At 54.0% G+C, this 23946-nt stretch carries 28 protein-coding genes and 1 pseudogene; 7 read left to right on the forward strand and 22 right to left on the reverse strand.

The annotated features are described in order from the left end of the window. Positions 1 to 76: 76 nt before the first annotated feature. The gene (locus M5D89_RS11370) at positions 77 to 454 is read left to right on the forward strand and encodes a hypothetical protein (RefSeq protein WP_248885914.1); all 378 of its coding nucleotides are present in this window, start codon (positions 77 to 79) and stop codon (positions 452 to 454) included. On the opposite strand, the gene M5D89_RS11375 is transcribed toward M5D89_RS11370, so the two are convergent. The 4 genes from M5D89_RS11375 to M5D89_RS11390 all read right to left on the reverse strand — a co-directional run bounded on the left by M5D89_RS11375 (position 403) and on the right by M5D89_RS11390 (position 4287). Next, positions 403 to 828 carry a hypothetical protein gene (locus M5D89_RS11375; RefSeq protein WP_248885915.1) on the reverse strand — a complete coding sequence of 142 codons (426 nt, stop codon included), beginning with the start codon at positions 826 to 828 and terminating at the stop codon, positions 403 to 405. The two genes, M5D89_RS11370 and M5D89_RS11375, sit on opposite strands and share 52 nt — an antisense overlap. Next, entirely contained in the window at positions 825 to 1667 is an 843-nt protein-coding gene (locus tag M5D89_RS11380; protein ID WP_248885916.1) for a toxin co-regulated pilus biosynthesis Q family protein, read from the reverse strand. Before M5D89_RS11380 ends, M5D89_RS11375 begins: the two co-directional genes overlap by 4 nt. Before the next feature lie 99 nt (positions 1668 to 1766). Beyond that, the gene (locus M5D89_RS11385; RefSeq protein ID WP_248885917.1) at positions 1767 to 3809 is read right to left on the reverse strand and encodes an ATPase, T2SS/T4P/T4SS family; all 2043 of its coding nucleotides are present in this window, start codon (positions 3807 to 3809) and stop codon (positions 1767 to 1769) included. Continuing rightward, positions 3802 to 4287: a hypothetical protein gene (locus M5D89_RS11390; protein WP_248885918.1), complete on the reverse strand. Its 486-nt coding sequence runs from the start codon at positions 4285 to 4287 to the stop codon at positions 3802 to 3804. The genes M5D89_RS11385 and M5D89_RS11390 overlap by 8 nt, the downstream gene beginning before the upstream one ends. A gap of 205 nt (positions 4288 to 4492) precedes the next feature. Here M5D89_RS11390 and M5D89_RS11395 point away from each other — a divergent pair, with 205 nt between their 5' ends. Next, a complete protein-coding gene (locus M5D89_RS11395; RefSeq protein WP_248885919.1) occupies positions 4493 to 5326 on the forward strand; it encodes a Fic family protein in 834 nt (277 codons plus the stop codon). 31 nt (positions 5327 to 5357) lie between these two features. On the opposite strand, the gene M5D89_RS11400 is transcribed toward M5D89_RS11395, so the two are convergent. The 3 genes from M5D89_RS11400 to M5D89_RS11410 form a co-directional block, all read right to left on the reverse strand. Continuing rightward, the gene (locus tag M5D89_RS11400) at positions 5358 to 5729 is read right to left on the reverse strand and encodes a hypothetical protein (protein ID WP_248885920.1); all 372 of its coding nucleotides are present in this window, start codon (positions 5727 to 5729) and stop codon (positions 5358 to 5360) included. Further along, positions 5726 to 6415 carry a tetratricopeptide repeat protein gene (locus M5D89_RS11405; protein WP_248885921.1) on the reverse strand — a complete coding sequence of 230 codons (690 nt, stop codon included), beginning with the start codon at positions 6413 to 6415 and terminating at the stop codon, positions 5726 to 5728. Before M5D89_RS11405 ends, M5D89_RS11400 begins: the two co-directional genes overlap by 4 nt. Before the next feature lie 191 nt (positions 6416 to 6606). After that, positions 6607 to 7611: a hypothetical protein gene (locus tag M5D89_RS11410; protein WP_248885922.1), complete on the reverse strand. Its 1005-nt coding sequence runs from the start codon at positions 7609 to 7611 to the stop codon at positions 6607 to 6609. 132 nt (positions 7612 to 7743) lie between these two features. Between M5D89_RS11410 and M5D89_RS11415 the strand changes: the two genes are divergently transcribed. After that, entirely contained in the window at positions 7744 to 8295 is a 552-nt protein-coding gene (locus M5D89_RS11415) for a LexA family protein (RefSeq protein WP_248885923.1), read from the forward strand. Positions 8296 to 8464: 169 nt separating this feature from the next. On the opposite strand, the gene M5D89_RS11420 is transcribed toward M5D89_RS11415, so the two are convergent. From M5D89_RS11420 to M5D89_RS11435, 4 genes are all read right to left on the reverse strand, one after another. After that, entirely contained in the window at positions 8465 to 8902 is a 438-nt protein-coding gene (locus M5D89_RS11420) for a hypothetical protein (protein ID WP_248885924.1), read from the reverse strand. A 147-nt stretch (positions 8903 to 9049) separates the two neighbouring features. Next, positions 9050 to 9409 carry a hypothetical protein gene (locus M5D89_RS11425; RefSeq protein WP_248885925.1) on the reverse strand — a complete coding sequence of 120 codons (360 nt, stop codon included), beginning with the start codon at positions 9407 to 9409 and terminating at the stop codon, positions 9050 to 9052. A gap of 163 nt (positions 9410 to 9572) precedes the next feature. Further along, positions 9573 to 10343, reverse strand: coding sequence for a metallophosphoesterase (locus M5D89_RS11430; protein WP_248885926.1), 771 nt, complete (start codon positions 10341 to 10343; stop codon positions 9573 to 9575). Between the two features lies 1 nt (position 10344). After that, positions 10345 to 10779, reverse strand: a complete 435-nt coding sequence (locus M5D89_RS11435; protein ID WP_248885927.1) for a DUF3037 domain-containing protein — start codon at positions 10777 to 10779, stop codon at positions 10345 to 10347. 330 nt (positions 10780 to 11109) lie between these two features. Here M5D89_RS11435 and M5D89_RS11440 point away from each other — a divergent pair, with 330 nt between their 5' ends. Both M5D89_RS11440 and M5D89_RS11445 read left to right on the forward strand, forming a co-directional pair. Continuing rightward, positions 11110 to 11928 carry a transposase gene (locus M5D89_RS11440; RefSeq protein WP_248885928.1) on the forward strand — a complete coding sequence of 273 codons (819 nt, stop codon included), beginning with the start codon at positions 11110 to 11112 and terminating at the stop codon, positions 11926 to 11928. Positions 11929 to 12390: 462 nt separating this feature from the next. Beyond that, entirely contained in the window at positions 12391 to 14967 is a 2577-nt protein-coding gene (locus tag M5D89_RS11445; RefSeq protein ID WP_248885929.1) for an EAL domain-containing protein, read from the forward strand. 106 nt (positions 14968 to 15073) lie between these two features. Here the strand turns inward: M5D89_RS11445 and tnpA (M5D89_RS11450) are convergent, their stop codons facing one another. From tnpA (M5D89_RS11450) to M5D89_RS11460, 3 genes are all read right to left on the reverse strand, one after another. After that, entirely contained in the window at positions 15074 to 15505 is a 432-nt protein-coding gene (gene tnpA, locus M5D89_RS11450) for an IS200/IS605 family transposase (protein ID WP_248885930.1), read from the reverse strand. A 402-nt stretch (positions 15506 to 15907) separates the two neighbouring features. Then, positions 15908 to 16405, reverse strand: a complete 498-nt coding sequence (locus tag M5D89_RS11455; protein WP_248885931.1) for a DsrE family protein — start codon at positions 16403 to 16405, stop codon at positions 15908 to 15910. An 18-nt stretch (positions 16406 to 16423) separates the two neighbouring features. Beyond that, positions 16424 to 17785 (reverse strand): porin, encoded by a 1362-nt coding sequence (locus M5D89_RS11460; RefSeq protein WP_248885932.1) that lies wholly within the window; start codon positions 17783 to 17785, stop codon positions 16424 to 16426. Positions 17786 to 17966: 181 nt separating this feature from the next. On the opposite strand from M5D89_RS11460, the gene M5D89_RS11465 reads away from it, so the two are divergent. Both M5D89_RS11465 and tnpA (M5D89_RS11470) read left to right on the forward strand, forming a co-directional pair. Beyond that, entirely contained in the window at positions 17967 to 18446 is a 480-nt protein-coding gene (locus M5D89_RS11465) for a DUF302 domain-containing protein (protein ID WP_248885933.1), read from the forward strand. A 515-nt stretch (positions 18447 to 18961) separates the two neighbouring features. Next, the gene (tnpA, locus tag M5D89_RS11470; protein WP_248885934.1) at positions 18962 to 19174 is read left to right on the forward strand and encodes an IS66 family insertion sequence element accessory protein TnpA; all 213 of its coding nucleotides are present in this window, start codon (positions 18962 to 18964) and stop codon (positions 19172 to 19174) included. A gap of 49 nt (positions 19175 to 19223) precedes the next feature. On the opposite strand, the gene M5D89_RS14495 is transcribed toward tnpA (M5D89_RS11470), so the two are convergent. The 8 genes and pseudogenes from M5D89_RS14495 to M5D89_RS11505 form a co-directional block, all read right to left on the reverse strand. Beyond that, on the reverse strand, positions 19224 to 19607 hold the full coding sequence (locus tag M5D89_RS14495) for a CZB domain-containing protein (RefSeq protein WP_431307175.1): 384 nt from the start codon (positions 19605 to 19607) through the stop codon (positions 19224 to 19226). A gap of 81 nt (positions 19608 to 19688) precedes the next feature. Further along, positions 19689 to 20234, reverse strand: a pseudogene (locus M5D89_RS14500) (methyl-accepting chemotaxis protein); the annotation flags it as partial. A gap of 87 nt (positions 20235 to 20321) precedes the next feature. Beyond that, entirely contained in the window at positions 20322 to 20522 is a 201-nt protein-coding gene (locus M5D89_RS14275) for a GDCCVxC domain-containing (seleno)protein (RefSeq protein WP_283102993.1), read from the reverse strand. Further along, positions 20519 to 21109: a cytochrome P460 family protein gene (locus M5D89_RS11485; protein WP_248885935.1), complete on the reverse strand. Its 591-nt coding sequence runs from the start codon at positions 21107 to 21109 to the stop codon at positions 20519 to 20521. The genes M5D89_RS14275 and M5D89_RS11485 overlap by 4 nt, the downstream gene beginning before the upstream one ends. 113 nt (positions 21110 to 21222) lie before the next feature. Further along, entirely contained in the window at positions 21223 to 21564 is a 342-nt protein-coding gene (locus M5D89_RS11490; RefSeq protein ID WP_248885936.1) for a DsrE family protein, read from the reverse strand. Then, positions 21561 to 22862 carry an MFS transporter gene (locus M5D89_RS11495; RefSeq protein ID WP_248885937.1) on the reverse strand — a complete coding sequence of 434 codons (1302 nt, stop codon included), beginning with the start codon at positions 22860 to 22862 and terminating at the stop codon, positions 21561 to 21563. Before M5D89_RS11495 ends, M5D89_RS11490 begins: the two co-directional genes overlap by 4 nt. Continuing rightward, complete coding sequence (locus M5D89_RS11500) at positions 22859 to 23209, reverse strand: ArsR/SmtB family transcription factor (RefSeq protein WP_215873274.1); 351 nt, start codon at positions 23207 to 23209, stop codon at positions 22859 to 22861. Before M5D89_RS11500 ends, M5D89_RS11495 begins: the two co-directional genes overlap by 4 nt. Continuing rightward, the gene (locus M5D89_RS11505; RefSeq protein WP_248885938.1) at positions 23206 to 23943 is read right to left on the reverse strand and encodes an MBL fold metallo-hydrolase; all 738 of its coding nucleotides are present in this window, start codon (positions 23941 to 23943) and stop codon (positions 23206 to 23208) included. Before M5D89_RS11505 ends, M5D89_RS11500 begins: the two co-directional genes overlap by 4 nt. Positions 23944 to 23946 lie beyond the last annotated feature (3 nt).

A 23946-nucleotide genomic window follows, 5' to 3' on the forward strand; every position in this document is an offset into this window, starting at 1 on the left:
AATTGGCGGGGCACTCCCCATCACCATACAATGAAGCCCCTTTTAACCACATTGCATAGATCAAAGGATTGTCCCCATGAAAGTTTTTATTCGTTATCTCATCAGCTCCACCGCAACAGTCATTGCGATTTCCCTCTCCGGTTGCGCCAGTCACCATTCCAAATACAACGCTTGCGCCAAATCCAACCAATGCGTATCTCATATGATTAGCAAATTTGGACAGGCTGCAGCCACCAACATAGCTGCTCCAGACGATATAAATGTAATGAAAGACTTGCATTCTGCTGATTTCCTTCAGTCAGTACGTTTCTGGAAAGAACAGGAAAAACATGACACCCAGCTTTGGGTTAAAGCCAGTACATTGTGTGATGGGCTGGTGAACGGTCACTCCACTTATCGCAGTCATGACGTATTTTTCCCTGTTGGATGCGCTATGCTGCCTGGAGGATTGTGAGTAACCACTATGCCAAAGCGATAACCATCCCCAAGAGAAACCAGATGACTGGCAGGAGTGGCGATCCAGCGGTGGATAGACCACACCATTTGTCGTCTTTTTTGCACGTCGATTCGAACGTAACGCATGCCGCGAATCCGTTTCCCGTGATGCGTTGGCGTTATGATTATTCGTATCTTTTCGTTTCCAAAGTAAAAAGATTCCAGTCCAATGTTGTTAGCACCAATCGACACTTGAGAAACGCTGCCAAAATGATTTATTGGAGTAGAATGCATGAAGATCATGGTGCCAACGTTGGCGTTTGCCATCGCCAACGCAGGAACCATCATCAAACCGAGCGCCATACCACATATAGCCTTTCCCAACATCGTCATTCCCCACCCCCAGCGCCACTGATCACCACGGTATTGTTCGCCGTATGAAACACCGCATGGACGTTCGCGCCGTTGGCGGAGAGCGCCTGGATGACCTGGGAAACCGCTTTCCGGAAGCCACCGCTGAAAGTGGTGGTGTTCGGAACCGTCCAGTCCTCCGGCACCTGCCACACTACCGTCCAACCGGATTGCTCCGCCCACTTCTCCAGATCCGTCAAAATGAGGTCGCCGCGGTTCAACACGAATACAGGGCTGGCTCCGGCGAGAGATGGCATGGCAACGACGCTGGCCGGTCCCACATGGAAATTCGGCGGCAAGGATTCAGACAGGTGGCCGGAGGACGGCAAAGGCTCTGTCACCTGTTGCGGCATGGCCGAAGCTGGCGAAAGCTTCTCCTGCTGGTAACCGGCAAGCTTTGGCGCGGCAGAAACCGTAACCGGGACCCGTTCTACGGGTGGCGTCCACAACGTCAAAATCTGCTGATTCCACCACAGCGCGCCGTGCAGCCCTGCCTGGCGCAATTCCTCGCGCAAAGCCTGCGTCCAGTGCTCCTTGACCATGGAACCCATGACCACGATCGGAAACTGCAGACTTACGCCAGGCTTGCTGTAGACCTTCCAGCCAGCCGGCAAGGTCTGCCGAAGAGCAGCACGAACCGTCACCGTGCCCTTTCGCAAGTTCTTCGCCGCATGCGCCACACCAAAACCATGCACCGCAAGTGTCGGCTGTGTCTCCAGACTCTTGCGGAAACCCGACAGGTCTGGTCCTGGCGGAGGGGCCGACACGGTAATGGCCGGCGGCGTGGCGACGCGCAGTGGCGGTACGAGAAACTGATACATACGGGTCTATCCCCTCAAAAGCAGTGAAATCCGAATCCGGTTTGGTATAGCCAAGAGAAAAAGCGATATGAGATAACCAACCACCACAACCGGGACGGGCTAGATCTTCCCCTCGCCCAAAAACAGCATGTCGGATATGCGACGCCCGGCAGGAGCTTTCGAATCACGGGCAATCTGCACCACCACGTCCACCGCTTCCTGGATCAGGTGCATCTGCGATGGGACACCCGCTTCCTGGCAAAGCTGGTCTAATCTGGTGAGTGCACCGGTCGGGTTGTTGGCGTGCAGCGTGGCAAGCCCGCCTGGGTGGCCAGTGTTCCAGGCCTTGAGTAGAGCCAGCGCCGCCCCGTCGCGCACCTCGCCCACAAAGATGCGGTCTGGACGGTAGCGCAAGGTCAGCTTCAGCAAGCGGGTCATGTCGATGCCGGCGTCTGGGTCAGTGAGCATCTGCACCGTATTGGGTGCGTTACATACAAGCTCGCGCCCGTCCTCGATGATGACAATTCGCTGGTCTAAACCAGAGATTTTTGCTATATGGTCGGACAGGGCGTTCAGGAAAGTGGTTTTTCCTGAGTTATGATGGACTATAAAATCGCCATCCACATAAAGATGGTCACCATCTATCTCAAACCCATAGTATTCACCATACCCATGCGGCTCAATGGTAAACGCTGAACGGCTCCAGGAAGATGCTTTCTTGCGAACATCCGCCTGTTTTCTCGGTATCCGCGTTGGTATTTCGTGTAGATTCCCAGATAGTGTCAAGCTGAAACCCATGTGGCCAGCCTTCTTGGATTTCGTCAAACACTTCTTGATGCAAACTCCAAAGGAAAGCGATTCAGCCAAAAAAGCAACGTCTTTGGCTAGTACCGGGGATGCCGTGTAATAATTAAAGGAATTGTTGGGGTCGTAGTGCCCATCGGTATCAAGCAGACCAGCGAGAAGTTGTAACCTTACCTCCCTGTCGGCAGCTTTATACTCAGATGGGATAAACTTCTCCCAACCCCGCTTATTCATCAAACCAAGAGCGCGCATGTCCATTACAAGCCTGTTTGCGCCTTTCCGACCATGCTTGCCCTCTTTCTGCACCAAGAAGTAAGAGTGCTTTCCATTTTTCCAGTGGGTAGTAACCCTCACTTTCAAATCGTACTTCTCTGCTTGCCTGTATACCTCATCAACAATCTCTTGGTCGGATTTCGTCACCTGAACAGAACCGAGCAAGCAACCATCGCCAATCAAGACGCCAAGAAAGTATGGGTCCACGATAAGCGGCTTTGATGCTCCAAACGACTCAATCCCTGTCCGGCGTAGCTTATAGGCAATGCTGTCTAAAACCAGACACCGTAAGCGTTGAGAACGTGGGTGTTGTGATATATGCTTGTAGGCTTCCTCAGCAGTTATCTCCAACTCATGAAGATTGCCTCCAACTATGGACTTCCCACTTAAAGGCAGAATATGTCCTGCGTTGACCACGAACGCATCACCCTTGCCCGGTTGTATCCGGTACATCTGGTCTTGGCCTCGATGTAGGCGAACAACTGTCCGTGGCCTGCTGTCCGGCCCCATAACCTTATCGCCAACCACAACATCCTCTACAGGCTTGATAGACCCATCTGCCATCAAAATAGGATGTCCTTTTGCGTGGCAGCCCGTCCCACCACTCACCAGGATATTCTTCCGCCCATCGATGGCAGCAACGAGTTTCCCGCGCTGTTCTTCGGTCAGAATCCCGGAACTAACGTAATCGTCCAGCGTAAAAATCTTCGTTGCCGGCAACCGGATGGCAAACGTCGGCGTTGGCGTCAAAGGCGGAATACAGCCCGCAAAGCGCGCCCGCCGGAACTCCGGTGGCATGGCGCCCTCGACAATCGGCTTGTCACGCCCCACCGTGGTTTCCCGGTAACTTGCCATGAGCCCCAGCAAATTGACCGCCTTGGCCGCCGGCATCAAAGTCAACTCGGTGATACCCTGACCATGCCGCTCGACCAAAACCCGCCCATCGTCGTTCAGCATGATTTCGACAGCAGAAGGATCCTCAAAAACCGCGCAAATCTCCGAACCCAGAATCCGGCGCATCTGCTCGATCAGACGCGCATGCTGTTCCGCCTTTGCCTTGTCTATGGCGTGCAGGGCATCACTCATTAGGGGCTACATCCACTACGTTCGGAAGCCGCTCCAACGAAAGCCGTTCCTCCAAAAGCTGCGCGATCTTCCGCATGGCACGGGGACGACTCCCATCAAAACCAGTGGCTGCTACCTGCTTGATGAACCGGTCGTACCGGGTCAGCGCCGAAGACTGCACCGCCTCCGCCTCGTCCAGCGTCGGCTCCGGCAGATGCAACAGCATCAGCTTCACAAACAGATCGAACATGGCCACCAGGGTATCCAACTCCGACAGCACAGCCTCGATATCCCCGCGACCAGCCAGAATGGTTGCCACCATGCGCCGCTCAAAAGAGCGCAAGTCACTGTCCTTCTGCTCCCTGGCCGCTTCGATCCCCCGAAGCGCGTAATCCGTCACCAGAGCGTTCTTCGAGACACCACGCTCCTTCGCCTCCGCCTCGATATGCTGGGCATAGCCGCCCAACAGCTTCACATTCGCATGTAACATGGCCGACATCGCCCATACTCCTCATCGCTATCACCGGTTTGGTATAGCGAAGCGGAGGGGGGATGCGGGTATATGATTCCTTTGCTGCACACGCATTCGTGTATAGCAGGGGGCCATGGCGCGGAGCCTGGCTGCCGATGACCGGGCTTCTCGAACCGGAAAGAAAAGCGCAAAATCTCTCGCAGAGTGAGGGACAGTACCTGTGGAGGATGCCTTGCCAAAGTTCACCGACGAACTGGATCCAGATATCCGGAACATCCTGCTCGCGCAAATCCGCAATCTCTGGACCCATGCCAGCACTGCCCTGGAGGGGAATAGCCTAACCTTGGGAGATACCGCCTTCGTTCTGGAGGAAGGACTCACCATCAGCGGCAAGCCCATCAAAGACCACGAGGAAGTAATTGGCCACGCACGGGCGATTGACTTGATCTATGGCATGCTCGACCGCAATGCCCACATTCGGGAACCAGAGATTTCCGCTCTGCACAAAGCCGTTCAAACCGAAGTGGTTATGGACATCTACCAGCCTGTCGGAGCCTGGAAAAAGGAGAGCAACTACACCAACTACATCGACCAGGACGGCAAACAGAAATGGCGGGAGTATCCAAGACCTGAATACGTCCCACACCTCATGGCCGAATGGATGCAAAAGCTCAACAGCCAGGATACGCAAAGACAATGCCCAGAAAAAAACTATGCGGATCTGCATTTGGAATTTGTTTGCATACACCCGTTCGCCGATGGCAATGGACGCATGGCACGCCTGCTTTCCAATGTACCCATCCTACGCTCCGGACTCCCGCCAATCGTGGTGCCGAAAGAAGCACGCAGGGAATATATCAAGACCCTGTCCGACTACCAGCAGACCGTCCCAAATTTGGCAGATCTAAAGCAATTGTCTGACTTGCCCAATAATCCACAAAGAGAACGGTTCCACACACTCTGCAAGGGATTCTGGAAACCAATCATGGAACTCCTGCAGGAAGCAAAGAAAAAACAGTTAGAGCGGGATCGAAGAAAAAAGAGAAATGCGGTAGAGATAGAATAAGCGTTCCACACCTACCATCTGTTTTGTTTCTTCATTGTAGTTGGATATTTTTTAGGTCAGCGAATATCTTCTTGTTTGTAGTGAGCACTTGAGTGGAAAATTCCCGAGTTATTTCCGTATCAAGCCGATAGTCGGCTACGATCCGGTTGGTGTGCGCTACACGAAGACGAGTAGCAAGGAGCTTCAACTCACGGTTAAGACTGGTTTTGAACGCTTCCTGCAATGCCACATGCGAGCCAATGTCGGAAAATTGTGGTAGCCCCATACACTTACTGACATCTATACCCAAAGAATATATTGCATAATACGACCTGGAGATAATGTTTCGGTAATTGATTTCAGAATCGGCTAACTCTGAAGATTCTATGGCAAGATCCAAAAAATCTTGAGGTGTCACACTCACGATGGCAACCCCATAAAAGATACCACCAACCGATCAATATCAATGTGCTGATCCAACAATGATTCTGCCAGATCATAATCTAACGCGGCCAGCGTCTCTGGATCGACAGATCCAAGAACATAATGTACTATCCTGTCGTCCAATACGAGTATTCTGGCCCCGCCAATCAGATGGCCTCTATCGACCAGCATATTGCCGGCAATCTGCACAGCGCGAGACACCACTGAATCCGTTAGACCAAAGCGTTCTGAGGCTGCCGGAATATCCCGCTCCTGGTGGTTCACGGAAGAAAAATTACCAGCAAGCTGATATTTCCCCATACGAAACAACTCGGTGGAAATCATATCGTGCATCTGCGGATATTCAGACAATTGAAGAAAGACCTTTTCTGCCTCTTCAAAGAGGCCAAGGCTTAACAGACTGGAACCGTAATTCCACAAAACCGTCTCTTTCATGCCACCAGCATTCAATGCGCATTCAAACGCTTTAATGGCTTTGTCCTTCTGCATCCGGATGGTTTCCAACATGCCCTCAAGCATCAACCCACCCGAAGGGTTTACACGCTTCACTGAACCAATTTCTTTTTCGGCCCTTGCGATCGCCAATGTGTCGCCCTTCCTTCGGTCATGTCGAAGACCGCTCAAATACTCAATTAATTCATTGGTTTTCTCAGCGGGATTAGGCATATAGCCTCTCTTCGGGCTGGGGAAGGAGAACGATACAGTTCAGAGGCGCAATCACAGGGTAATTCTAGAACAGGGGATGGCCGCAGGCAACCACCACCCTATGTGAACCCTATGTGAGGGAAGAAAGCGATTCCCCTACCCTGGCGCGCTTCGCTTTCCCTCACGAAGCGATCTAGCAGGTGTAACGTCTCCTAGTGCAACCTCACTGGTGGGACTGTACCCCCTGTCGACACACTCCATAGCACCGTCACTCCCAGATCACTCAGTGCCGCCATGAGATGGCGCGAAAACCGCTCCCGGTCGATTGGCGGACCATCATGCTGCAATCGGCTAAGCCGTCTCTTTGGCTGCTTTTTTACCTGAACATAGACGTCGATCCTGCCGTCCTTCAATTCCTCTAGGAGTATCCTGGAGCCCTTCACGTCAATGTCGTCCTCGGTGATCCAGCTTCGCAGGGCTTCACGAATATGCAGGCTCATGTTCACCATCATCTGCTCGACCGGATCGGCCATGCCGCCCGTGTCGAGATCCAGGAATTTCATCAGTGGCGCCATGTAGCCCATGCTATTGCTCTCCCAGCCGACACTCTTCACCATAGCCTGCCGCAACCGCTCCAGATTCGGCCACTCCAGGTATCCGTTACCAGAAAGCTCAACACGCCCCACCAGGACGTGCAGGTCTGGAGTGAAGTTCACCCAATACTTCCAATGGTGCGGCGCTGTCTGATCCGGAGTGTTGAGGCGGAAAAAGGTCACAGGATTTGTGTCGCGCAACCGATGGATGCTCTGCGGTACGGGAAACCACACCACTTTGGCTCGACCCACGAGCACTCCCTCATCCTTGAGCACTTTCGCCAGATGCTTGCGCTCCAAAGGCGTACAGGTGCCTCTCCACGCTGGTAGCAGAGGGAGTCCAACAAGCGCCGTATGCTTGCCATTGGTGTACTCCTTCTCGCAAGACATGCTCATTGTTGCCTCCCATAAAAAACGCCAGGCGTCGACGAGACCATCGGCCCGGAGCGTCTCAAATAGGGCATTGAGGACTTCATGGTCGCCAGACTCAAGGATGTTGTACATCTCCATCATGAGACGAGGAGAGGCTTCTTCCTTGGCTTCCTCATTTTGCCCTATCAAATCCCTAACCAAAGGCATAAGCACATCTAGCCACTCCTGAACACGGGAATTCCGTTGGGCCATGGATCCTCCTACAGGTTTTTTCGGTATTCTACCACAATTCCCGAAGTAGCGGACTTTGCAGGAGGGGTAAACCTCGACAAATCCAACGCCTCAGAGTCACAATGAAGCATCCCCGATCCAACGGAGGTTCCCATGCTCGATCAGACGGTCATTGAGAAGCTTGCCCGGGTAGGACTCACCGTCTATCGACCTGATCCGGACGCCGGGCATCATCCCCTGTCCTTATATCTCTCCCGCATCCCTGCCGGGTTTCCCTCTCCTGCCGATGACCACATCGAGCGCAGCCTGGACTTACATGAACACTTGCTGGCCCATCCTGACGCTTCCTTCTTTCTGCGAGTCTCTGGTGACTCCATGCTGGAATATGGCATCCATGATGGGGATCTCCTCATTGTCGATCGCGCGGTGCGGGCCAAAGACGGGATGATCGTCGTGGCCGCCCTGGACGGGGAACTGACGGTAAAACGCCTGGGACAACATGACGGGCGCCCTGCCCTGCTCCACGGGAATGACCGCTATGCTCCCATTCCCATCCGCGAGGGCCAGGGTCTCGTGGTCTGGGGTGGTGATCCACGTCATTCACAGCTTTACGCAATGACCCTGGCTCTGGTGGATGCCCTGGGCCCCACCGGCCCGCTTTCCGTGCGAGCTATACCATTCTGTACTCCCTTTATCTTGCGTTAGTATTTTTCCTATAAAATATTACAAAATGTTGCAAGGTGGGTATAAAAATATACCCGGTTTCGGAAACCGGGTATAAAAATATACCCACTTTGCCCTCCAGACGAAGAAAAACCGGCACATGGCCGGTTCGGTGCTGCTTGAGAAAGCAGGAACCCCAGAGGGGTTACGACTAGAAGATGCTGTTGATGAGATCGTCGCCGATTCCGAAGCCTGCACCCATTTCAATGGCGCGGCCAAAACCAGAGTTCAGGAAGTTCGACAGGAACCCACCGCCACCTTGGCCCTGCTGCATGGCTGGCTGGCCATACCCTTGCGCCTGCGGCATCTGCGAGTAGCCAGGTTGCCATTGCTGACCTTGCCCTTGCATGGATGTTATGTCGTTCTGCACAGCTTGGTGCATGGCCTGCATGACGGCCATTACCTGCTGCTGTTCGGTCTGGATGTTGAGGGCCAATTCCTTGAGGTCCAAAAGCCATTCGCGAGCGTCAGTGTTGCCGCCGTCTGCCGCGGCCTTGAGCTTGCCGGCCAGCGTCTGCAGGCTTTGCATCACACTCTTGGCTTCTTGCTGTAACTGCTGGTACTGCTGGTCTACCAACTGAATATCCACGATTTCCTCTCCCAATATCCGAAAGCCAAAAATAAGTGGGAACCCGCAGGGATCGGTCTGGCATGACGTCACACTTGATCAGGCCTAGCTCTCCCCAGAAACGGGCATATCGTGCTTACGCCCGGGTTCCAGAAAACTACGTTACGTTCACGCCGCTGAGCGTGGCCGCCGGCCACGACGGGCCCTGCCATGCTCTTGCAGGAGCGACTCACCACGGTCCGCCATGGCATCGGTGTCAAAGCCACTCTCTACCGCATCGGCAATAATGGCGATGTAATGGCGATGATCGAGATCAGGAGCAATAACCTTCACAGCGCGCTCGAAACGCTTCTGGTTTTCGAGATTGGTTTTGCCCGCAGCACCTTTGCCCGCAAGCTTTTTCTTCTGCTCCTCGATCTTGGCAAGCGCCGCCTTCTGCTTCTCCAAAAGTTCCATCTTCTGGCGCTCAAGATCCGCAAGACGCTCCTCCGCCGTGCGACGATGCCGCTTCTTCATTTGCTGCTCCATACAATAACCTCCTGGTCAATGAATTTCTTTGGTGGTACCACCTGCCGGCAATATAAGGCAGGCATATCTGGTATAGCAATCATCCATGGCACATACTGACCACAATATAAAATTACCATCGAGGTCAATCTATTCTTGGACCTGATACCAGCGAATAGCCAAATCATTCACCGACCTCCACAATACGAAACTCTGCTTCCCGCCCTTCGTCTGGGTATCCCCAAGGATTGCAGAGCACCCGCGTTTTGCCAATGCGGTAATCCACCGGATCGTGCAGGTGCCCATGAATCCAGACATCCGGCTGCCATTCGAGGATGCGGTCATCCAGGTTGGAGCAAAAAGCGCCGCCAATCGTGGAGTTGGCAAACCTTGGGTGTTGGCTGAGATAGCTTGGCGCATGATGCGTGACCACGAGTGTGCTGCCAGACCACGGCTCCTGAAAAAACAGGTCCAGCCACGTCACTGCCTTTTGATGCACGCGATAAATCGTTTGCGCACGAAGCGGCCCACCATCCTCTTGCCCTATTACGCGAAAATCGGCAATCAGGCCCTCGCAGGTTGGAAGTTGCCAGCCTTCGGCAAAGTCTGACCAAAGAGTAGTACCCAATATCCGTAGCCCATCAAAGGTCATGGAGTCCTGCTCCAGAAGCCAGGCATGTCCACCGTGTTTGACGATGGATCGATACTCCGATATCCGGTCGGGGAACCTGCCGCCGTAATACTCGTGATTTCCCAGGACGAAAACCACCGGCAGCTTTGGGAACCGCTTGCGCAGATTGTGCAGAAACAGGTGATAGCCAGATGGCGCACTGTGCAGATCACCAGCAATGACCAACAGATCAGCACCATGCAAGGAACCAAAATCGCCACAAAATCCACCCAGTAACGGGTAGTGCTCAAGGTGCAGGTCGGATGCGAAGGCAATGCGGATCATATCAAGACCGAACCGCCCATGCCGAATCGCCTGAGCGAGTTGGCAGAACGAGCGACCTCATGATCCGGTCCACCACGGAAAAATAATCGTCGTCGGTCGTATATGAGAAATTGCAGAGGCTTTCGTGGGGTCTGACCGTACTGCACTCGGCCAGCATCTTCATCATCTGCTCGGGGTCTGGCTCGATCATGTGGCCGCCCAGCATCTTGCGGAAAAACTGCGGTATGCCGGACTCCAGATCCAGGATCTCCTGAAGGTCAGCTCCGGGGTTCATGGCCTTCACCTTTTGCAGATCGCCCTCATCCGCTATGTGGACCCTCACCGTATCCCTGGAGAGAAACACCAGGATGCCAACGGAGACGCACTCATCCCTGTTGGGGTATGGGAAGTGCCGAAGAACGGTGTACTTGGCTAGACGCTTTTGTGCATTGCTCATCGAGACTCAACCCCCCTAAAAGCGCAATCTGTTCGTAGGTAATAAAGTTTGATCACAAACAGATCATAACACATTGTTTTTTAGGCACCGATACTCCACCTCGAAAATATAGTTTGATCATGGTGCCCATCAGCATCGTCGCCAGGTCCCGCAACGAGGTAATAAAGTTTAATCACAGCAAGGCGTTGCGGTGAAGACCCGCCAGTCGAAGCCCTATTCCCGCGGTTGGCGTAGCGATAAATTGTTGGGAAGGCCCAACCCACAAGGGTTTTCGGTATAATAGTCTCGTCCGAAAGATTCGCTCACCGGGTGGACTTGCAGGAGGGGCTGATGAAGGAAGTGGCACAAACGGTGCCGCCATTCCCGGTGGCAGCAACCGAAGAATCCATGACCGCCCACTCGGGGCTCTTGCTCTTTGGGGAGTTTACGTTGGGGCAGGGACTCGGGAGTTGGCTCGAACAGCAAATGCCGACACCCGGCAGTGGCCATGCCTACACCGCCTTTGGTCACAGCTTTCCATTGCTCCAGACGTTGGCTGGCGGCGACCACTTGCTGGGAGATCTACGTATGATCCACGGCGATTCGGTTCTACGTCGCTTACTGCCGTTGGCACGGGTGCCCAGTACGGATGCGACGGGAGACTGGCTGCGCCGGATGGGGAGTGGGAAGGGTCTGGCAAGTCTGAGCCGGGTAAATCAGCGGATGGTGGCGCGACGCTTGCGGCAGATAGGGCGCAAGGTCCATACCCTGGACATCGATGCAACCCAAATTGTTGCGGAGAGGCGCACGACCGCGTGGACATATAAAGGCGAACGGGGCCATCTGCCGATGGTCGGCCACTTAGCGGAAGATGGGGTGGTGATCCATGACGAATTTCGTGCCGGAAATGTGGCCCCGGCATGGGGGCATCTTGCGTTTCTTACGGCTTGCGAGAAACGGTTGGCTCGCGGACATCGCATCCCGGCGATCCGGGCGGATGCCGCGAGTTACCAAGCGGAAATCTTCAACCGCTGTGAGGCCACCGGGAGGACCTTTGCGATCGATGGCCGACTGAATGCACCGACACTCGCCGCCATCGCTGCGCTGGCTGAATTCTTTACCGAGATTCGCCAACGCAGTTACGCCGCCGCTCAGGACTCAACTGGCTGAATCTCATCTCCCCACATCTTGTCGCGAATTGCTGTCCAGCGAGGGGAAAGATCGTCCAACAGGCGCAGAAAAGGCATGAGTACCGCGCACCGACAGCATCAAAAACCCGCAGATCCATCTACAGCGAAGCTGCAATCAATCAAACTATAGCAAAGAACCGCAACCCAGAGCATCCAGACACCAAAATCACCCATCATAGCCACTGAACTCCAAATCGCTCACTCCTTTCGCGGAAGTTGGGCCTACACCAGAATTGACAACATCTCGAAAAACCCCGATAAATACTCAACAGCGATTGACGCTCGTTGATCCACTAAAGACGGAGATCCTTCGACAGAATGTGTGATAGGTATGACGGCAACCCGCTGTATACCGCAGGCCTTTTCATTGGACAGCGGCTGGCCGATGTCCGAAACCCCTGATAGACCAGATTTGCCGGTGGCCCGCACAACCAAGGAGCATATGAGGCAGTTTTCTGTACCGCTCTCTGTACTCATTGAGGCGATCCCTGATGCCGTTTTCTGGAAGGATGGTCAAGGTCGATGGCTACTGATCAACCATGCGGCCAAGGCACTCTTCCGCCTGGAAGATTTGTCGTGGGTGGGGAAGACAAACCAAGAGCTTGCCGAGCTGCATCCGGAATTTCGGGGTTCCCATCTTGCCTGTGTGGAAAATGATGAGAAGACCTGGCAAACAGGCAAGCCCATCGTGGTGGTGGAGACCATGGTCGGTCCGCACGGGACTCTGGGCGTTTTCGAAGTCCGCAAGATCCCTGTCTTTAGTCCCCAGGGCGAGCGCGAAGGGCTGCTTGTTCTACGGCGTGACATCACGACACAGAAACGTCTAGAGGAGAAACTGCGGCGACAGGTAGAGATCCAGGAGCAGATCACCCAGTACAACCGGCTCCTTGGCGAGGTGAATGAAACGATTGCCCAGGAAGTCTCTACAGAGGCCCTGTTGCAGCGCATCTGCGAGCTGGCAATTGCTTATACTCCTACTGTGCTGGCTTGGATTGCCCAGCCCGATGCACAGGGATGGTTTCAAAAACTCGCTGCAGCTGGTAGGACTGTTTATTTACAGGCGGTCCGGATTTCCACTCGGGCGGATATTCCTGAGGGCCAAGGCCCGGCGGGGAGTTGCTGGCGAAAGCAAGCCCCAACCTTCAGCTATGTCTCCGATGACAGTATGGCACTTTGGCAAGATCGTGCCAGGCAATTTGGGCTAGTGGCCAACAGCGTCATACCGATCTTCCGCAATGGTAAGATCTGGGGCATTTTTGGGATCCACTTGAGCCAAAAAACCGACTTTACTCCGGAACTACGGGATGTGCTGAAGGAACTGGGACAAAGCATTAGTTTTGGCCTAGATCACCTGGATGCTCTACAGCGGGAACGACGTCTGATCGAAGAGATCAAGGCACAGGCTATCAGCGATGCGTTGACCGATATTCCTAACCGTCGTGCCCTAGATCAGGAGCTGGATCGGGCATTGTCTCGAGCGAATCGTCGTGAGCGTCTCCTTGCGCTGTGCATCATCGATCTCGATGATTTTAAGCCAGTCAACGATACCCATGGCCATGATGTCGGCGATCTGGTCCTAGTCACCATCGCCCGGCGGCTGCAGGAGACCCTGCGGGCCTCGGATTTTATCGCCCGCTTGGGTGGTGATGAATTCGTTTGCCTCTTGGAGGAGTTGGAACGGCTCGACGACTTAGAAGTTAGCCTACGTCATATCATAGCTGCGGTGCAATCGCCGGTTGTACTGGACAGTGGGCAAGAGGTCCGGGTTGGACTCAGCATTGGCGTGGCAATCCATTATGGGGACGATCCAGATGAAGGGCGCGAGCTGTTGCGAGTTGCGGACCAGGCCCTCTATCAGATCAAGGCGCAGAAAACAGATCGTCTACAACCCTGGCTTATTGCCGGGGAAATACCCCTGCTGCGGCACAACGCGGCCCAGGAGATGCTCAAGCAAGGAAGGGTAGAGGCCTGGTACCAGCCCATCCTGAGCCTGCGGGAAGGGCGCATCGTTGGAGTGGAGGCCTTAGCGAGACTCCGCGATGCGACAGGGGAGATTTGGAAACCCGACCGTTTCCTTCCACAGCTCCAAAAGGAAGAACTTTCTACCCTGACGCGCCTGGTTTTGGAGCAAGCCATCCGAGACCTGCGCTCTTTGGATGATCAGGGCCTGAAACTCTGGGCATCCGTGAATGTCGATCCTAGCTCGGTTTCAGAATTCTGCATCACTTGCGTTAAGGAAAGGGTACTTGACGGAACGATCGATCCCCGCCGCATCACGCTGGAGATCCTGGAGGGAAGTGATTTCCAGGAGCAACAAGAAGCGTTAGCGCATTTGCAAAAACTCAAGGAAATAGGCGTCAGGCTGGCTCTGGATGATATCGGCAGTGCCTACTCTTCCCTCCTGCGGATCAAGGATCTGCCCATCGACGAGATCAAGTTGGATCAGAAGCTCGTTCGTACCTTGGAGGATCGTCCCGAAGACCTACCGTTTGTGCGGAGCATCCAGGTGTTGGCCCAGGGAATAGGCGTGGATTTTGTCGTCGAAGGTGTGGAGACGCCTGCCATCCTGAGGGTGTTGTGGGAACTTGGCGTTAATCTCGTGCAGGGGTATGCCATCGCTAAACCGATGCCTCTGGAGCAGCTACGTGCCTTTCTGCAGCATCCGATGGAGCTCCCGCGAGAGAATCCAAGTACCTTGCTTGGGCTCTATGTCGCAGTCCTTCTTCACAAGGATATGGTTACATCCGCTATTCGGCTCTACCCTGGCTTACTGAATTTGCTCACTTTGGAAGACGCTCAGCCCTGCGAAACCTCTCGGCAACTTCGGCGATTCTTTTCCGAAGATCCCGAAAGTCTAGCAACCCTGAACGCGCTGCATGAGGAGTATCATCGAAGCCTTGCGCTGGTGGAACATTCTGCCCTTTCGGGTCAGGCAGGGGCTCTGGACTGGGCTGCGGTCGATGATGCCGAGCAACGATTTCTGCGGGCATTGCTCCACGCCTATCATCATAGAGAGTAACAATCCCCCGGCAAAGCCGGGGGCTTTCGTTCGTGAGCCGCTCAAAGCGGCTTGAATGGGGACGCTAACGCGGCCCCTCGGTCTGGGCGCCACCAGATGGTGGCGATCAACTCCACATGTTCAACTGGTCTACCCGTAGATCCTCTTTTTCCTGATGGCGGATGTATTCTCGAATCATCGCCTCATCCCGTCCTACGGTGGAAACAAAATATCCTCGTGCCCAAAAATGTTGGCCCACAAAATTCCGCTTCCGCTCTCCGTAGGTCCGGGCGATATGGATCGCGCTCTTACCCTTGAAGTACCCCACAACACTGGACACCGCATACTTCGGTGGTATCGAAATCAGCATGTGCACGTGATCCACCATCAAATGACCCTCTTCTATCCGGCACTCCTTATGCCGCGCCAAGACCCGGAATACTTCCCCCAAAGCCTTCCGAAGCTGTCCATACAGCACCTTGCGTCGACACTTCGGAATAAACACTACGTGATATTTGCACTCCCATCGGCTGTGCCGTAGGCTGAATTCGTCGTCCATCGGTCTCTCCTTCATCGTGTGCTTGGCGGCTCACAACGTCGGTTCTCCGATGGGCTCCTCTATATGTCAAACATCTACTGTCACCCCGGCAGAGCCGGGGGATTTCCTACTTTTGGTTAAAAATTGCGTGGCGGTTTCAAGTATAAAATGCAACGCCTGCGCGCAATTCATAGGTTTGTTGTGTTGCGATTTCAGCGAGCTCAGACACCAACAAAATCGCTTTACTCCGGTGGAAACCTCTCTTACCTCATAAGGGTGGCCCATGCGATCCTGAATCTCAGTTATACGCCGAAGTCATGGCACAACAAATTAATGTGCTGCGCGCAGTTTTTGCGTTTTACGCTTGAGCCCAAATAATTTTATTAACGTTCTCCAAGGCGCTCCCTACCATCAGAAGAGGGGTTAAGGTTTTACATAGTCAAATCCACGACTCTCTAATTGCATGATTCTGACAATTCCAGCCGGAACAACAACCGCAGAAGGAACCAACTTTGGCATATGCCCAAGCTTCTTTTTAAATTGGAGCATGGTATTATGACAAGCATCGAACTCTACACCCTCAGAATTCAACGCCGAAATTTTCTGCTTCATAGGACTATTAGCTAACAAAAACTTTAGTCCAGGGCCAAATGCAACTATTACCACCTGAACTTTTTCTTGCCCGAAATAATTTAGAATATTTTGGCTGGTGTTCAGGACCAAGTTCCAACGTGCTGGATCGTCTTGGCTGACCTGGACTACCAGCTTTCGGTTCGCAAATGGGTGATCATGAATAAAGGCAGGATGATCAAAATGAAAATCATGCAACATTGAAACATTAGCCAGAGCTGTTGTTGTTCCGAAGACAATAACCAACATCCCGAGTGTCAGTTTGTTGAACATTTTTTTGATAAGATTCATTGGATTGGCCTCCTCGCCTTAAAAACTAATCATAGCCTGCATGGCAAATTCATTATCGGTTGCAGCGCTCACGGCTGCCCCTGGGCTATTCGGCGCTACACCTGGCGCCTTTAGCGTGCGGAAATAGTATCCCGCCATGAGTTTGGTAAACGGTGTGAAGTGGTACTGTAGAGCTAGTGCCCATGTCTTAAATATTCTCTCCTGACCAGCTGCTTCCAGATTAGGCAGTCGGTTGTAGTAGTCATAGCGGACATCCGCCTCAATCCGTTTGGTGAGAAAGAGCCCACCCTCCACATAATACCCGTTTGCAGTATTGCTAATGTTCGTATACAACTGGTTGTTATATAGCGCTGGTTGCAAGCCCAGTTCTTGACTAAAAGCAGCAGGCGCTGAGATCCAACCGTTGCCTCGCATGTACTCGAACTTTAGACGTCGTCCCCATGGGTGCATGTAACCTTGCAGATACTGGAACCCGGCTCCCTCTCTTTGCATAGTATATGCTTTACCTAGGTAGTCTGGCTGTGCATTTTGATACCAGACCCAAGCGGTGACGTCGCTACGGAAAGGGCCATGTCCTCCAAAGATATATGATCCTTGTAGTCGGGCTGCGTACAGATGGCTATTAGAAAGATTTCCTGCTGAGACGCTGCCATACATTCCCACCATTGCCCCGTAAGCAAACTGCCAGTGGCCCCATGTCTTCCAGTCGAAAAGCTGAATGCCAGGATAGCGAAATGCATTGACTCCGAGGGCTTCAGAAGATGGTACGAGCACGGACCCACTTGGGCCTGCACCATATGGCGATGAAGGCCTTGCTGCGTAAAACGGCTGCAACATCAGCTGATTTATGACCGTGGGAAAAACTACATAGTTGTAGCTCATGTACCCATTCATGGCATCCTCCGCACTTGGCGCGCGGATTATTCCTGCTTCTACGCGCACCCAAGGAATGTAGCCGCTGAAAGTAAAGCGACCATCCTGCAGTTGTGGGGTGTACTGCCCCCTAACATTGGTAGCGCCGTTGTTTCCGAACTCTCCAGCAAAGAAGTAGGAAATGTGGGGATTGATCCAACCGCGGATCATCAATCGGGCTCGCTGAATGATCCCAGTCGTACTTTGTGAAAAATTCGGCCCAACCAAGTTGTCATGTGGCACTGCGGCAATATATCTTTTTAAGGCTGGATTATAGATTTCTGCCGGCGTCCCAGCCATCGCAAAAACGTCTGGCTCGATGAACCCCGAGATCAGCGGCACATTTTTCGTGTTGGTGTCCTGGATCTTAAACCAATTGGCTGCCGAAGCTGTGGTCAGACACATACCCACCAAACTCACGGCTATAGCCACGGCAAACTGACGTTTTGCCGCGACGGAAGCGATCATTTTGTTCTCCTCTTTTTTGGCTTGTATAAATTGGCGATTCGTGTAAGCATTATCTGTGCCATTTGGAAACCACGCTGCTGCCCTTCGTGAGGCACTAAATGGCGCAGTGAAGTTAGGAGTTTGTGTCCCGCAAGGTACAACAAATATACATTATATTATGATTTAATTATTGGAGACGTGTATGAGAAGCTTTGCAAAAATTTTCACAGGTGCTATGGCCACGATGCTTCTGGCGCCTGTAGCGGTTGGAGCGGACTTGTACGTTGAGACGGTGAATGCACCAATCAAGCAAGTTGCGCCAGAATTGACCCAAGCCTTAGCTGCGCATCACTTCAAGGTTGTAATGCATCTGGATATTTTGAAGAGAATTGAAGCGAAGGAAAAAGCGTTGCATATCCCTCATCTCAACAAGGGAAAGTTTACCAATGTGCAGGCCTTTGTATTTTGCAACCCAATGTTTTTCAGTCAGTTGCTGAATAGTGACTGGAAATCTGCTTCCCTCTGCCCGTTGAGTCTAACAGTATACGGCAAGGATGGATCCACAACCATCGTGTACCCTGAACGCACCGCATACGCCCAAAGCACCCCGGCCAACGCAACGGCACAACACATTGACTCTGCAGTCATCTCTGCTCTGAAGTCTATTCCGAAAGCCAGTTGAAATCTGAGATGTACTGGCAATGACATACATTGCTGGGCCTCTCGAAGAGTCATACGCTACTCGCCGGGAGAACGAAGCGAGCAGTCCCCGACAGGCTACGTGGTATGTTGCATCCGCCGAAACGACAGCCGAAGGCTGGGAGTGCAGCAGCGTGCTTTGCCACATGGTGATCGTCGAGTCATAGAAAGATGTGCGCACCCTCTGAACCCCAGCGAGGGCGGGACGGTGCGCTGGTAACCAGGACGCCCGGGCCCAATCGGTTGCGGTAGGGACAGTAGTTACCCACTGCCCCCGCAGAGATCCGTACGCGCGGAATTACTGCATACGGCTCTTTCCTTAGTTCATGACGCGAAACATTTGCGATGGACTGGGATGAGACTGTTTACGGAGTAAGGTATCGCTTCTCTATAGGGCCAAAACGCCGCCAAGACGGTAACCACTCAAACCGCACCGTACTTTCTGTTCTGATTTGGACGTCTTAACCTGCTCCTGAATTCACTAATCAGGAGCGCGACATGAACCAGCGATGTAGCCAGAGCAACTGGCAAAGACTGATCAACGATCAAAAGGCCAGCGGCCTGAGCCAGAAGGCATTCTGTGTCCAAGCTGGCGTAGCAGTGGCGACCTTCCAGTATCGGAAACGCGAGCTGCGGGCCCCCATCGTGGCATCTGACCACGGCTGGGGAAAGGAGACGTTCATCCCATTACTTTCGAGCATGACTCGTTGACACGCTTGAGGTGGTCGCAGGCTTACCTCAGATCTCCAACGCCTTTGGCCTAATCAATGAGCCGGATTGCATCTGCCAGTTTTGCAAGCTGCTGCAGAAACGCCTCACGGGCGGACCTCAGCTTTATCTGGAGTGATCCCAAAGCCAAGGTATCCCCGCGGTGTGCTGCCTCCAGTATAGCAACGGATAGTTCATGAATCTCCCGATGCGGCTTCTCCAGGGGCGCAAATTCGGTCAGGTGTCCAAAATTCTGCCGTCCGGCGCCATCATACCATTTGCCCAGTCGGCATTGATGATAATCTACGGGCAGGGGTAGCTCTTGCGGTGTTATCGCATCGCTGCCTTTCTCAGACTCAATTAACGCAACATCAACAAAGTGGCCATGGGTTTCTGCCGTGGCGTCGAATTGCATGAGGGTGGTCATGATCCGCATGCTGTGGGCCTTCCCTTGCAAGGATTCGACAAAACTCAATACATTACTCGCATGGTCCTGCAGCTCCTGATTATGTTTGGCTATTTCCTGTCCCTGTTCCTGTAGGGCAGAAATTCCAGCGTCAATATCCTCGGTAGATGCGCGAACCCGGTTCGACAGGTTCCGGACCTCATCTGCAACTACGGCAAAACCCCGCCCATGTTCTCCGGCTCGTGCGGCTTCGATTGCTGCGTTCAGGGCCAGCAAATTGGTTTGATAGGAAATCTGTTGTATCTCTTGCAGGATGGATCCAATAGCCTGCAATTTCTGATGCAAGGCCAAAACGATTCGTTCATTGTTATGAATCACGGTAGCGGTGTTTTTGGAGGCGATCGACATACCCTGGGCGGCCGATTCGATCTCTTCAGCAGAATGATCCACCTGGACGGTGACATTGCGCAATGACTCCGCCGTCTTGTGTGCCTTATCTTCCGCTCCCTGCATAACTTGGATACGTTGCACTACAGGATCCAGGATCTCTTGTAGCGTGAAAGGAAGTTCTTCTTCCCGGGAGGGATTAACGTTCGCCGTACTTCCCAGAATCCCGAGAAGATAGGCTGTGATTTGTGTAGCCAAAGTTTCCTGCATGAGTAACGGTCTCCTATCGATATTTATGCAACAACACTCATGAACCTGCGCATGGTTCTCAGCGTTACAACACGAATGCTCAGCGGATCAGACAATGTTCTGCTTTGGTGGGCACGGTACGGTGCCATAGGAACAGAACACACAACAATCACCAGATTTGGGCGAAAGCAGGGCTCCGCAACCCTGGCATTCGTAGAAATGCAGGCAGGAGTCCACGGGCATGGTTTCTGTCTCGCTGTGCCCACACACTGGGCAGGTGATGATCGATTGCAAAGTGATCCCGCTCATTTGGCCACCACCTCGGGATGCTCCTTGAGGAGAGCCACATAGGCCGGGTTCATCTCCTGCTTGGGGAAAAAGGCCTTCCAGGTGCCCACCGGGAGTAATTGCTGCGGCGGTGGGGCGAACACAAAATCTTGCTGCCGGACTATGGTGTGACAGGCGATGCAAGACCCTATCTTTCCAAAGGCGACTACGGTGCCATCAGGCTTGTAGGCAGCCATCACCCAGTTCCGATCCCCTGCATCATACCCGGAAAGCTTCAGCATCGCTGTCACACCGGTCAACTGCTTGTCTACCCCGTAGTTCTCTTTGACCAAAAGACTGTGATTCGCATATCGGGAGACGTGGATGATGCCACCGGCCCGAGCAATGGACTGCACTGCGGCGGGATTGGCGAGATCGGTGGTGAAAGCGTCTACCGTGCGGGAACCCACCTGGAATGGCTGACTCTCTGACATGATGGCGTGGTTCTTCTGAAGAATCTGAATCTCTTGCCAAAAGGCTTGCGCCGTCGGCACGCTCTCCGTGCCGGCCAGCGCGCTACTCAACCCTAACATCCCGACCGCCATTGACAACCCTAGGATGCTCTTCATGGATATTCCTCCTTTGCATGCCTTCGCAACTACACCCGACTCCTACTCCTTGCCGCCTTGAACGATTCAGAGTTGGGAAGGATGGAATCCCCCCGCAGTCGCTCGCAGGCAGGCTAGAAATATGCCAACTCATCGGCCGCACTAATCCAGGCCGACAAGCTTTTCATGGAGCCGGACTGCACACCCGTGGGCAATATGGTTATGCCGTGCCTCTTGAGCGAGCTTCCACAACATTGCACCTCCAGCCCCAAGTCCAGCAGCTCCCGAAAAAGCCCTAGAGTAGCGGCTCCTCCAGCAAGGTTGTCGGTGCCCAGTAATGTTACTCCATCTCCGACCAGAAACAGGCGTACAGCCTTATCCTCCGCCAACATGGCCCCGGCGAGGCGAATGGCCGTATCGGCCCGCGGATTTTCTTCGGCGATACTGCTGTGTAGCACGATGAGTGCGGTAATCATTCTCCAGCTCCTTGGCGCCAGGAAATGGGATGCGTTTCCTCCACTGCCAGGGCGATCCAGATCGCGGAAACTCCGGTGACGCCGGCCGTCAACCAGATCGTTGGCAAGGCGGCATCGGCCCACTGCGCAGCGCCACCCAAAAGCAGTCCGCCGATGGCGTACCCCGTATCCCGCCAATAGCGATAGATCCCCAAGGTCTTGCCACGCGCCGCCGCGGGTGCCACATCAGCCATCGCCGCGATCAGGTTGGGATAGAGTAACGCCATACCCAGCCCCATGACGGCAGCGGCGAGCATCCAGGCGACGAAGTGATGGACCAGAGCAATCCCCAGCAGTCCCAGGGTCAATAACAAGAATCCAGACAGGATGGGCACTTTGCGCCCCACGCGATCGGCAAGGTGCCCGGTCCAAAACTGGCATAGGCCCCAGACCATGGCGTAGCTACCCGTAATCCACCCAATCTGGACGACCCCCTCCCCATGAAAGCGAAAGTACACCGGCAGCATCACCCAGACCAGCGTGTCTGCAATCTTATTGGCCACCCCACCCTGACAGAGCGCGCGATACGTAGGATCTTGAAACGAGACCAGGACAAAGCTCTGCCACCGGCTTTCCGGCTGGGTTCTGGCCGAATCCGGATGGAGTGGATGGGATCCTGTCTGTTCCTGATGTTCGGCCCGGGCCCAGGGCAGGGTATCACGCACCCCAATCAGCACCAGCAAAGCCAAGGCAATCACCAGCAAGGCAAAACCGAGAATCGCCCAGCGGGGACCATAGAGCACCGCCAGATAACCGGTGCCCAAACCGGCGAGGCCTACGGCGATATACCCCATAGCTTCGTTGATGCCCACCGCCAGCCCGCGTTGGCGGCTGCCGGCCAGATCGATCTGGCTGGTCACCGTCATCGTCCAGGTGAAGGCTTGATTGACGCCCAAAAAAACATTGGCGGCAATGACCCACCACCAGTTCGGGGCAAAGAAAATCAGTAGTGGAATGGGTATACCTGCCAGCCAACCCCAAAACAATACCCGTTTCCGGCCCACCCGATCGGAGAGATCGCCGGCAACAAAATTGAGGATGCCTTTCACCAAGCCGAAGGAGACCACAAAACTGGCGAGAAAGAGAAAGGCGTGACTGCTGAGCCCAAAATCCTCCCGCATGGTCGGCAAGACAGTGCGTTCCATGCCAAGGAGGAGGCCGACGAAAAAGACCTGCGCCGTCTGCAGGGCGAATTGTTGGGAGTTCTGCGTGATACCCTGCGGATATCGCGCCGAGGCTGCAGATGGCATGGCATTCATGCCGAATCTTTTTGCGGGAGCTGCACCAGTTCCGCGCGTTGTTGCGTGGTGAGTTCCATTTGTTCCAGAATCAAGCCGCGCACGATCTGACAAGTCTCCAGCACCTTGGGACTCGTCAAACGGTAATGACAGAAGGTGCCGCATTTTTCACAGTGGACCAGCCCCCGCGCCTTGAGGACATTGAGGTGCTGGGAGAGGTTCGCCTTGGCGAGGCCGGTTCGTTCTGCCAACTCTCCGGCACTATATTGTTTCATTCCCAAAAGATGGATGATTTCCAGGCGCTTGGGATGCGCAAGGGCGGCGAATACCTCGGCAAAGAGGGCGAAACGCACGGTTCCTGTACTCATGCCGCACGCCCGAGATTGGCCGCCACGATCTGTTCCATCTGGGCGGGTCGTGGCGGGATGCTGGCCACGAGTTCGCGCACAAAGCTTGCGCGATCCATCTGCAAATAGGGGTCCCAGCGCTTCTCGAAGGCCAGGGTAGAACTGGCCTTGCCTGACAACCCCGCACCACAGACACTCCCTGCCGCGTGTCCGGGGAAGATTTCGAGGGTAGCTGCCAAGGGAAGGATCTTGATCTGCAGGCTCTCATAGAGCAGGGCCGCCATTTCTTCCGGCGTCCCGCCTAGGTCTGGGCGTCCAACGGCGCCGACGAAGAGGGTGTCTCCCGTCAACAAAAACCAGGGCTCGGGGCCGCGCCGCTGGTCGGTCACCAACAGACAGATACTGTCCTGCGTGTGCCCCGGAGTGTGCAGAATTTTGGTCTGGACATTCCCGGTTTCCAACACTTCACCATCGTGTAAAGCGCGGATTGGAAAGTTGGCCAGATCCTGATCGCTCTCGTGCAAGCAGTAAGGCGCCCCAACTTGCTGCGCCAACTGCCGCCCGCCGGAGAGATGGTCGGCGTGGAGATGGGTGTCGATGACATAAGAGATGCGCACCCCTTTTTGCTCTGCCTGTTGCAAAAACCAATCCTCGTCGCCCGCGACGACATCGACCGCTACCGCGAATCCCTTGCCGCCACAGCCATAGAAATAGGACTGCGTACCATCGGCACCACCGCGCTGTTGAAAAAACATGGA

Source organism: Acidithiobacillus acidisediminis (genome assembly GCF_023277115.1).
GTDB classification, from domain to species: domain Bacteria; phylum Pseudomonadota; class Gammaproteobacteria; order Acidithiobacillales; family Acidithiobacillaceae; genus Igneacidithiobacillus; species Igneacidithiobacillus acidisediminis.

Excerpts from the sequence above, each read along its gene's own strand:
- tnpA (WP_248885934.1), top strand. The coding sequence starts at position 18,962 with ATGAACCAGCGATGTAGCCAGAGCAACTGGCAAAGACTGATCAACGAT.
- M5D89_RS11505 (WP_248885938.1), bottom strand. The coding sequence starts at position 23,943 with ATGTTTTTTCAACAGCGCGGTGGTGCCGATGGTACGCAGTCCTATTTC.
- M5D89_RS11375 (WP_248885915.1), bottom strand. The coding sequence starts at position 828 with ATGACGATGTTGGGAAAGGCTATATGTGGTATGGCGCTCGGTTTGATG.
- M5D89_RS11380 (WP_248885916.1), bottom strand. The coding sequence starts at position 1,667 with ATGTATCAGTTTCTCGTACCGCCACTGCGCGTCGCCACGCCGCCGGCC.
- M5D89_RS11390 (WP_248885918.1), bottom strand. The coding sequence starts at position 4,287 with ATGTCGGCCATGTTACATGCGAATGTGAAGCTGTTGGGCGGCTATGCC.
- M5D89_RS11460 (WP_248885932.1), bottom strand. The coding sequence starts at position 17,785 with ATGATCGCTTCCGTCGCGGCAAAACGTCAGTTTGCCGTGGCTATAGCC.
- M5D89_RS11415 (WP_248885923.1), top strand. The coding sequence starts at position 7,744 with ATGCTCGATCAGACGGTCATTGAGAAGCTTGCCCGGGTAGGACTCACC.
- tnpA (WP_248885930.1), bottom strand. The coding sequence starts at position 15,505 with ATGGACGACGAATTCAGCCTACGGCACAGCCGATGGGAGTGCAAATAT.
- M5D89_RS11440 (WP_248885928.1), top strand. The coding sequence starts at position 11,110 with ATGAAGGAAGTGGCACAAACGGTGCCGCCATTCCCGGTGGCAGCAACC.
- M5D89_RS11430 (WP_248885926.1), bottom strand. The coding sequence starts at position 10,343 with ATGATCCGCATTGCCTTCGCATCCGACCTGCACCTTGAGCACTACCCG.
- M5D89_RS14275 (WP_283102993.1), bottom strand. The coding sequence starts at position 20,522 with ATGAGCGGGATCACTTTGCAATCGATCATCACCTGCCCAGTGTGTGGG.
- M5D89_RS11500 (WP_215873274.1), bottom strand. The coding sequence starts at position 23,209 with ATGAGTACAGGAACCGTGCGTTTCGCCCTCTTTGCCGAGGTATTCGCC.
- M5D89_RS11445 (WP_248885929.1), top strand. The coding sequence starts at position 12,391 with ATGAGGCAGTTTTCTGTACCGCTCTCTGTACTCATTGAGGCGATCCCT.
- M5D89_RS11425 (WP_248885925.1), bottom strand. The coding sequence starts at position 9,409 with ATGGAGCAGCAAATGAAGAAGCGGCATCGTCGCACGGCGGAGGAGCGT.
- M5D89_RS11455 (WP_248885931.1), bottom strand. The coding sequence starts at position 16,405 with ATGAATCTTATCAAAAAAATGTTCAACAAACTGACACTCGGGATGTTG.
- M5D89_RS11405 (WP_248885921.1), bottom strand. The coding sequence starts at position 6,415 with ATGCCTAATCCCGCTGAGAAAACCAATGAATTAATTGAGTATTTGAGC.
- M5D89_RS11495 (WP_248885937.1), bottom strand. The coding sequence starts at position 22,862 with ATGAATGCCATGCCATCTGCAGCCTCGGCGCGATATCCGCAGGGTATC.
- M5D89_RS11485 (WP_248885935.1), bottom strand. The coding sequence starts at position 21,109 with ATGAAGAGCATCCTAGGGTTGTCAATGGCGGTCGGGATGTTAGGGTTG.
- M5D89_RS11410 (WP_248885922.1), bottom strand. The coding sequence starts at position 7,611 with ATGGCCCAACGGAATTCCCGTGTTCAGGAGTGGCTAGATGTGCTTATG.
- M5D89_RS14495 (WP_431307175.1), bottom strand. The coding sequence starts at position 19,607 with ATGCGGATCATGACCACCCTCATGCAATTCGACGCCACGGCAGAAACC.
- M5D89_RS11370 (WP_248885914.1), top strand. The coding sequence starts at position 77 with ATGAAAGTTTTTATTCGTTATCTCATCAGCTCCACCGCAACAGTCATT.
- M5D89_RS11465 (WP_248885933.1), top strand. The coding sequence starts at position 17,967 with ATGAGAAGCTTTGCAAAAATTTTCACAGGTGCTATGGCCACGATGCTT.
- M5D89_RS11435 (WP_248885927.1), bottom strand. The coding sequence starts at position 10,779 with ATGAGCAATGCACAAAAGCGTCTAGCCAAGTACACCGTTCTTCGGCAC.
- M5D89_RS11490 (WP_248885936.1), bottom strand. The coding sequence starts at position 21,564 with ATGATTACCGCACTCATCGTGCTACACAGCAGTATCGCCGAAGAAAAT.
- M5D89_RS11385 (WP_248885917.1), bottom strand. The coding sequence starts at position 3,809 with ATGAGTGATGCCCTGCACGCCATAGACAAGGCAAAGGCGGAACAGCAT.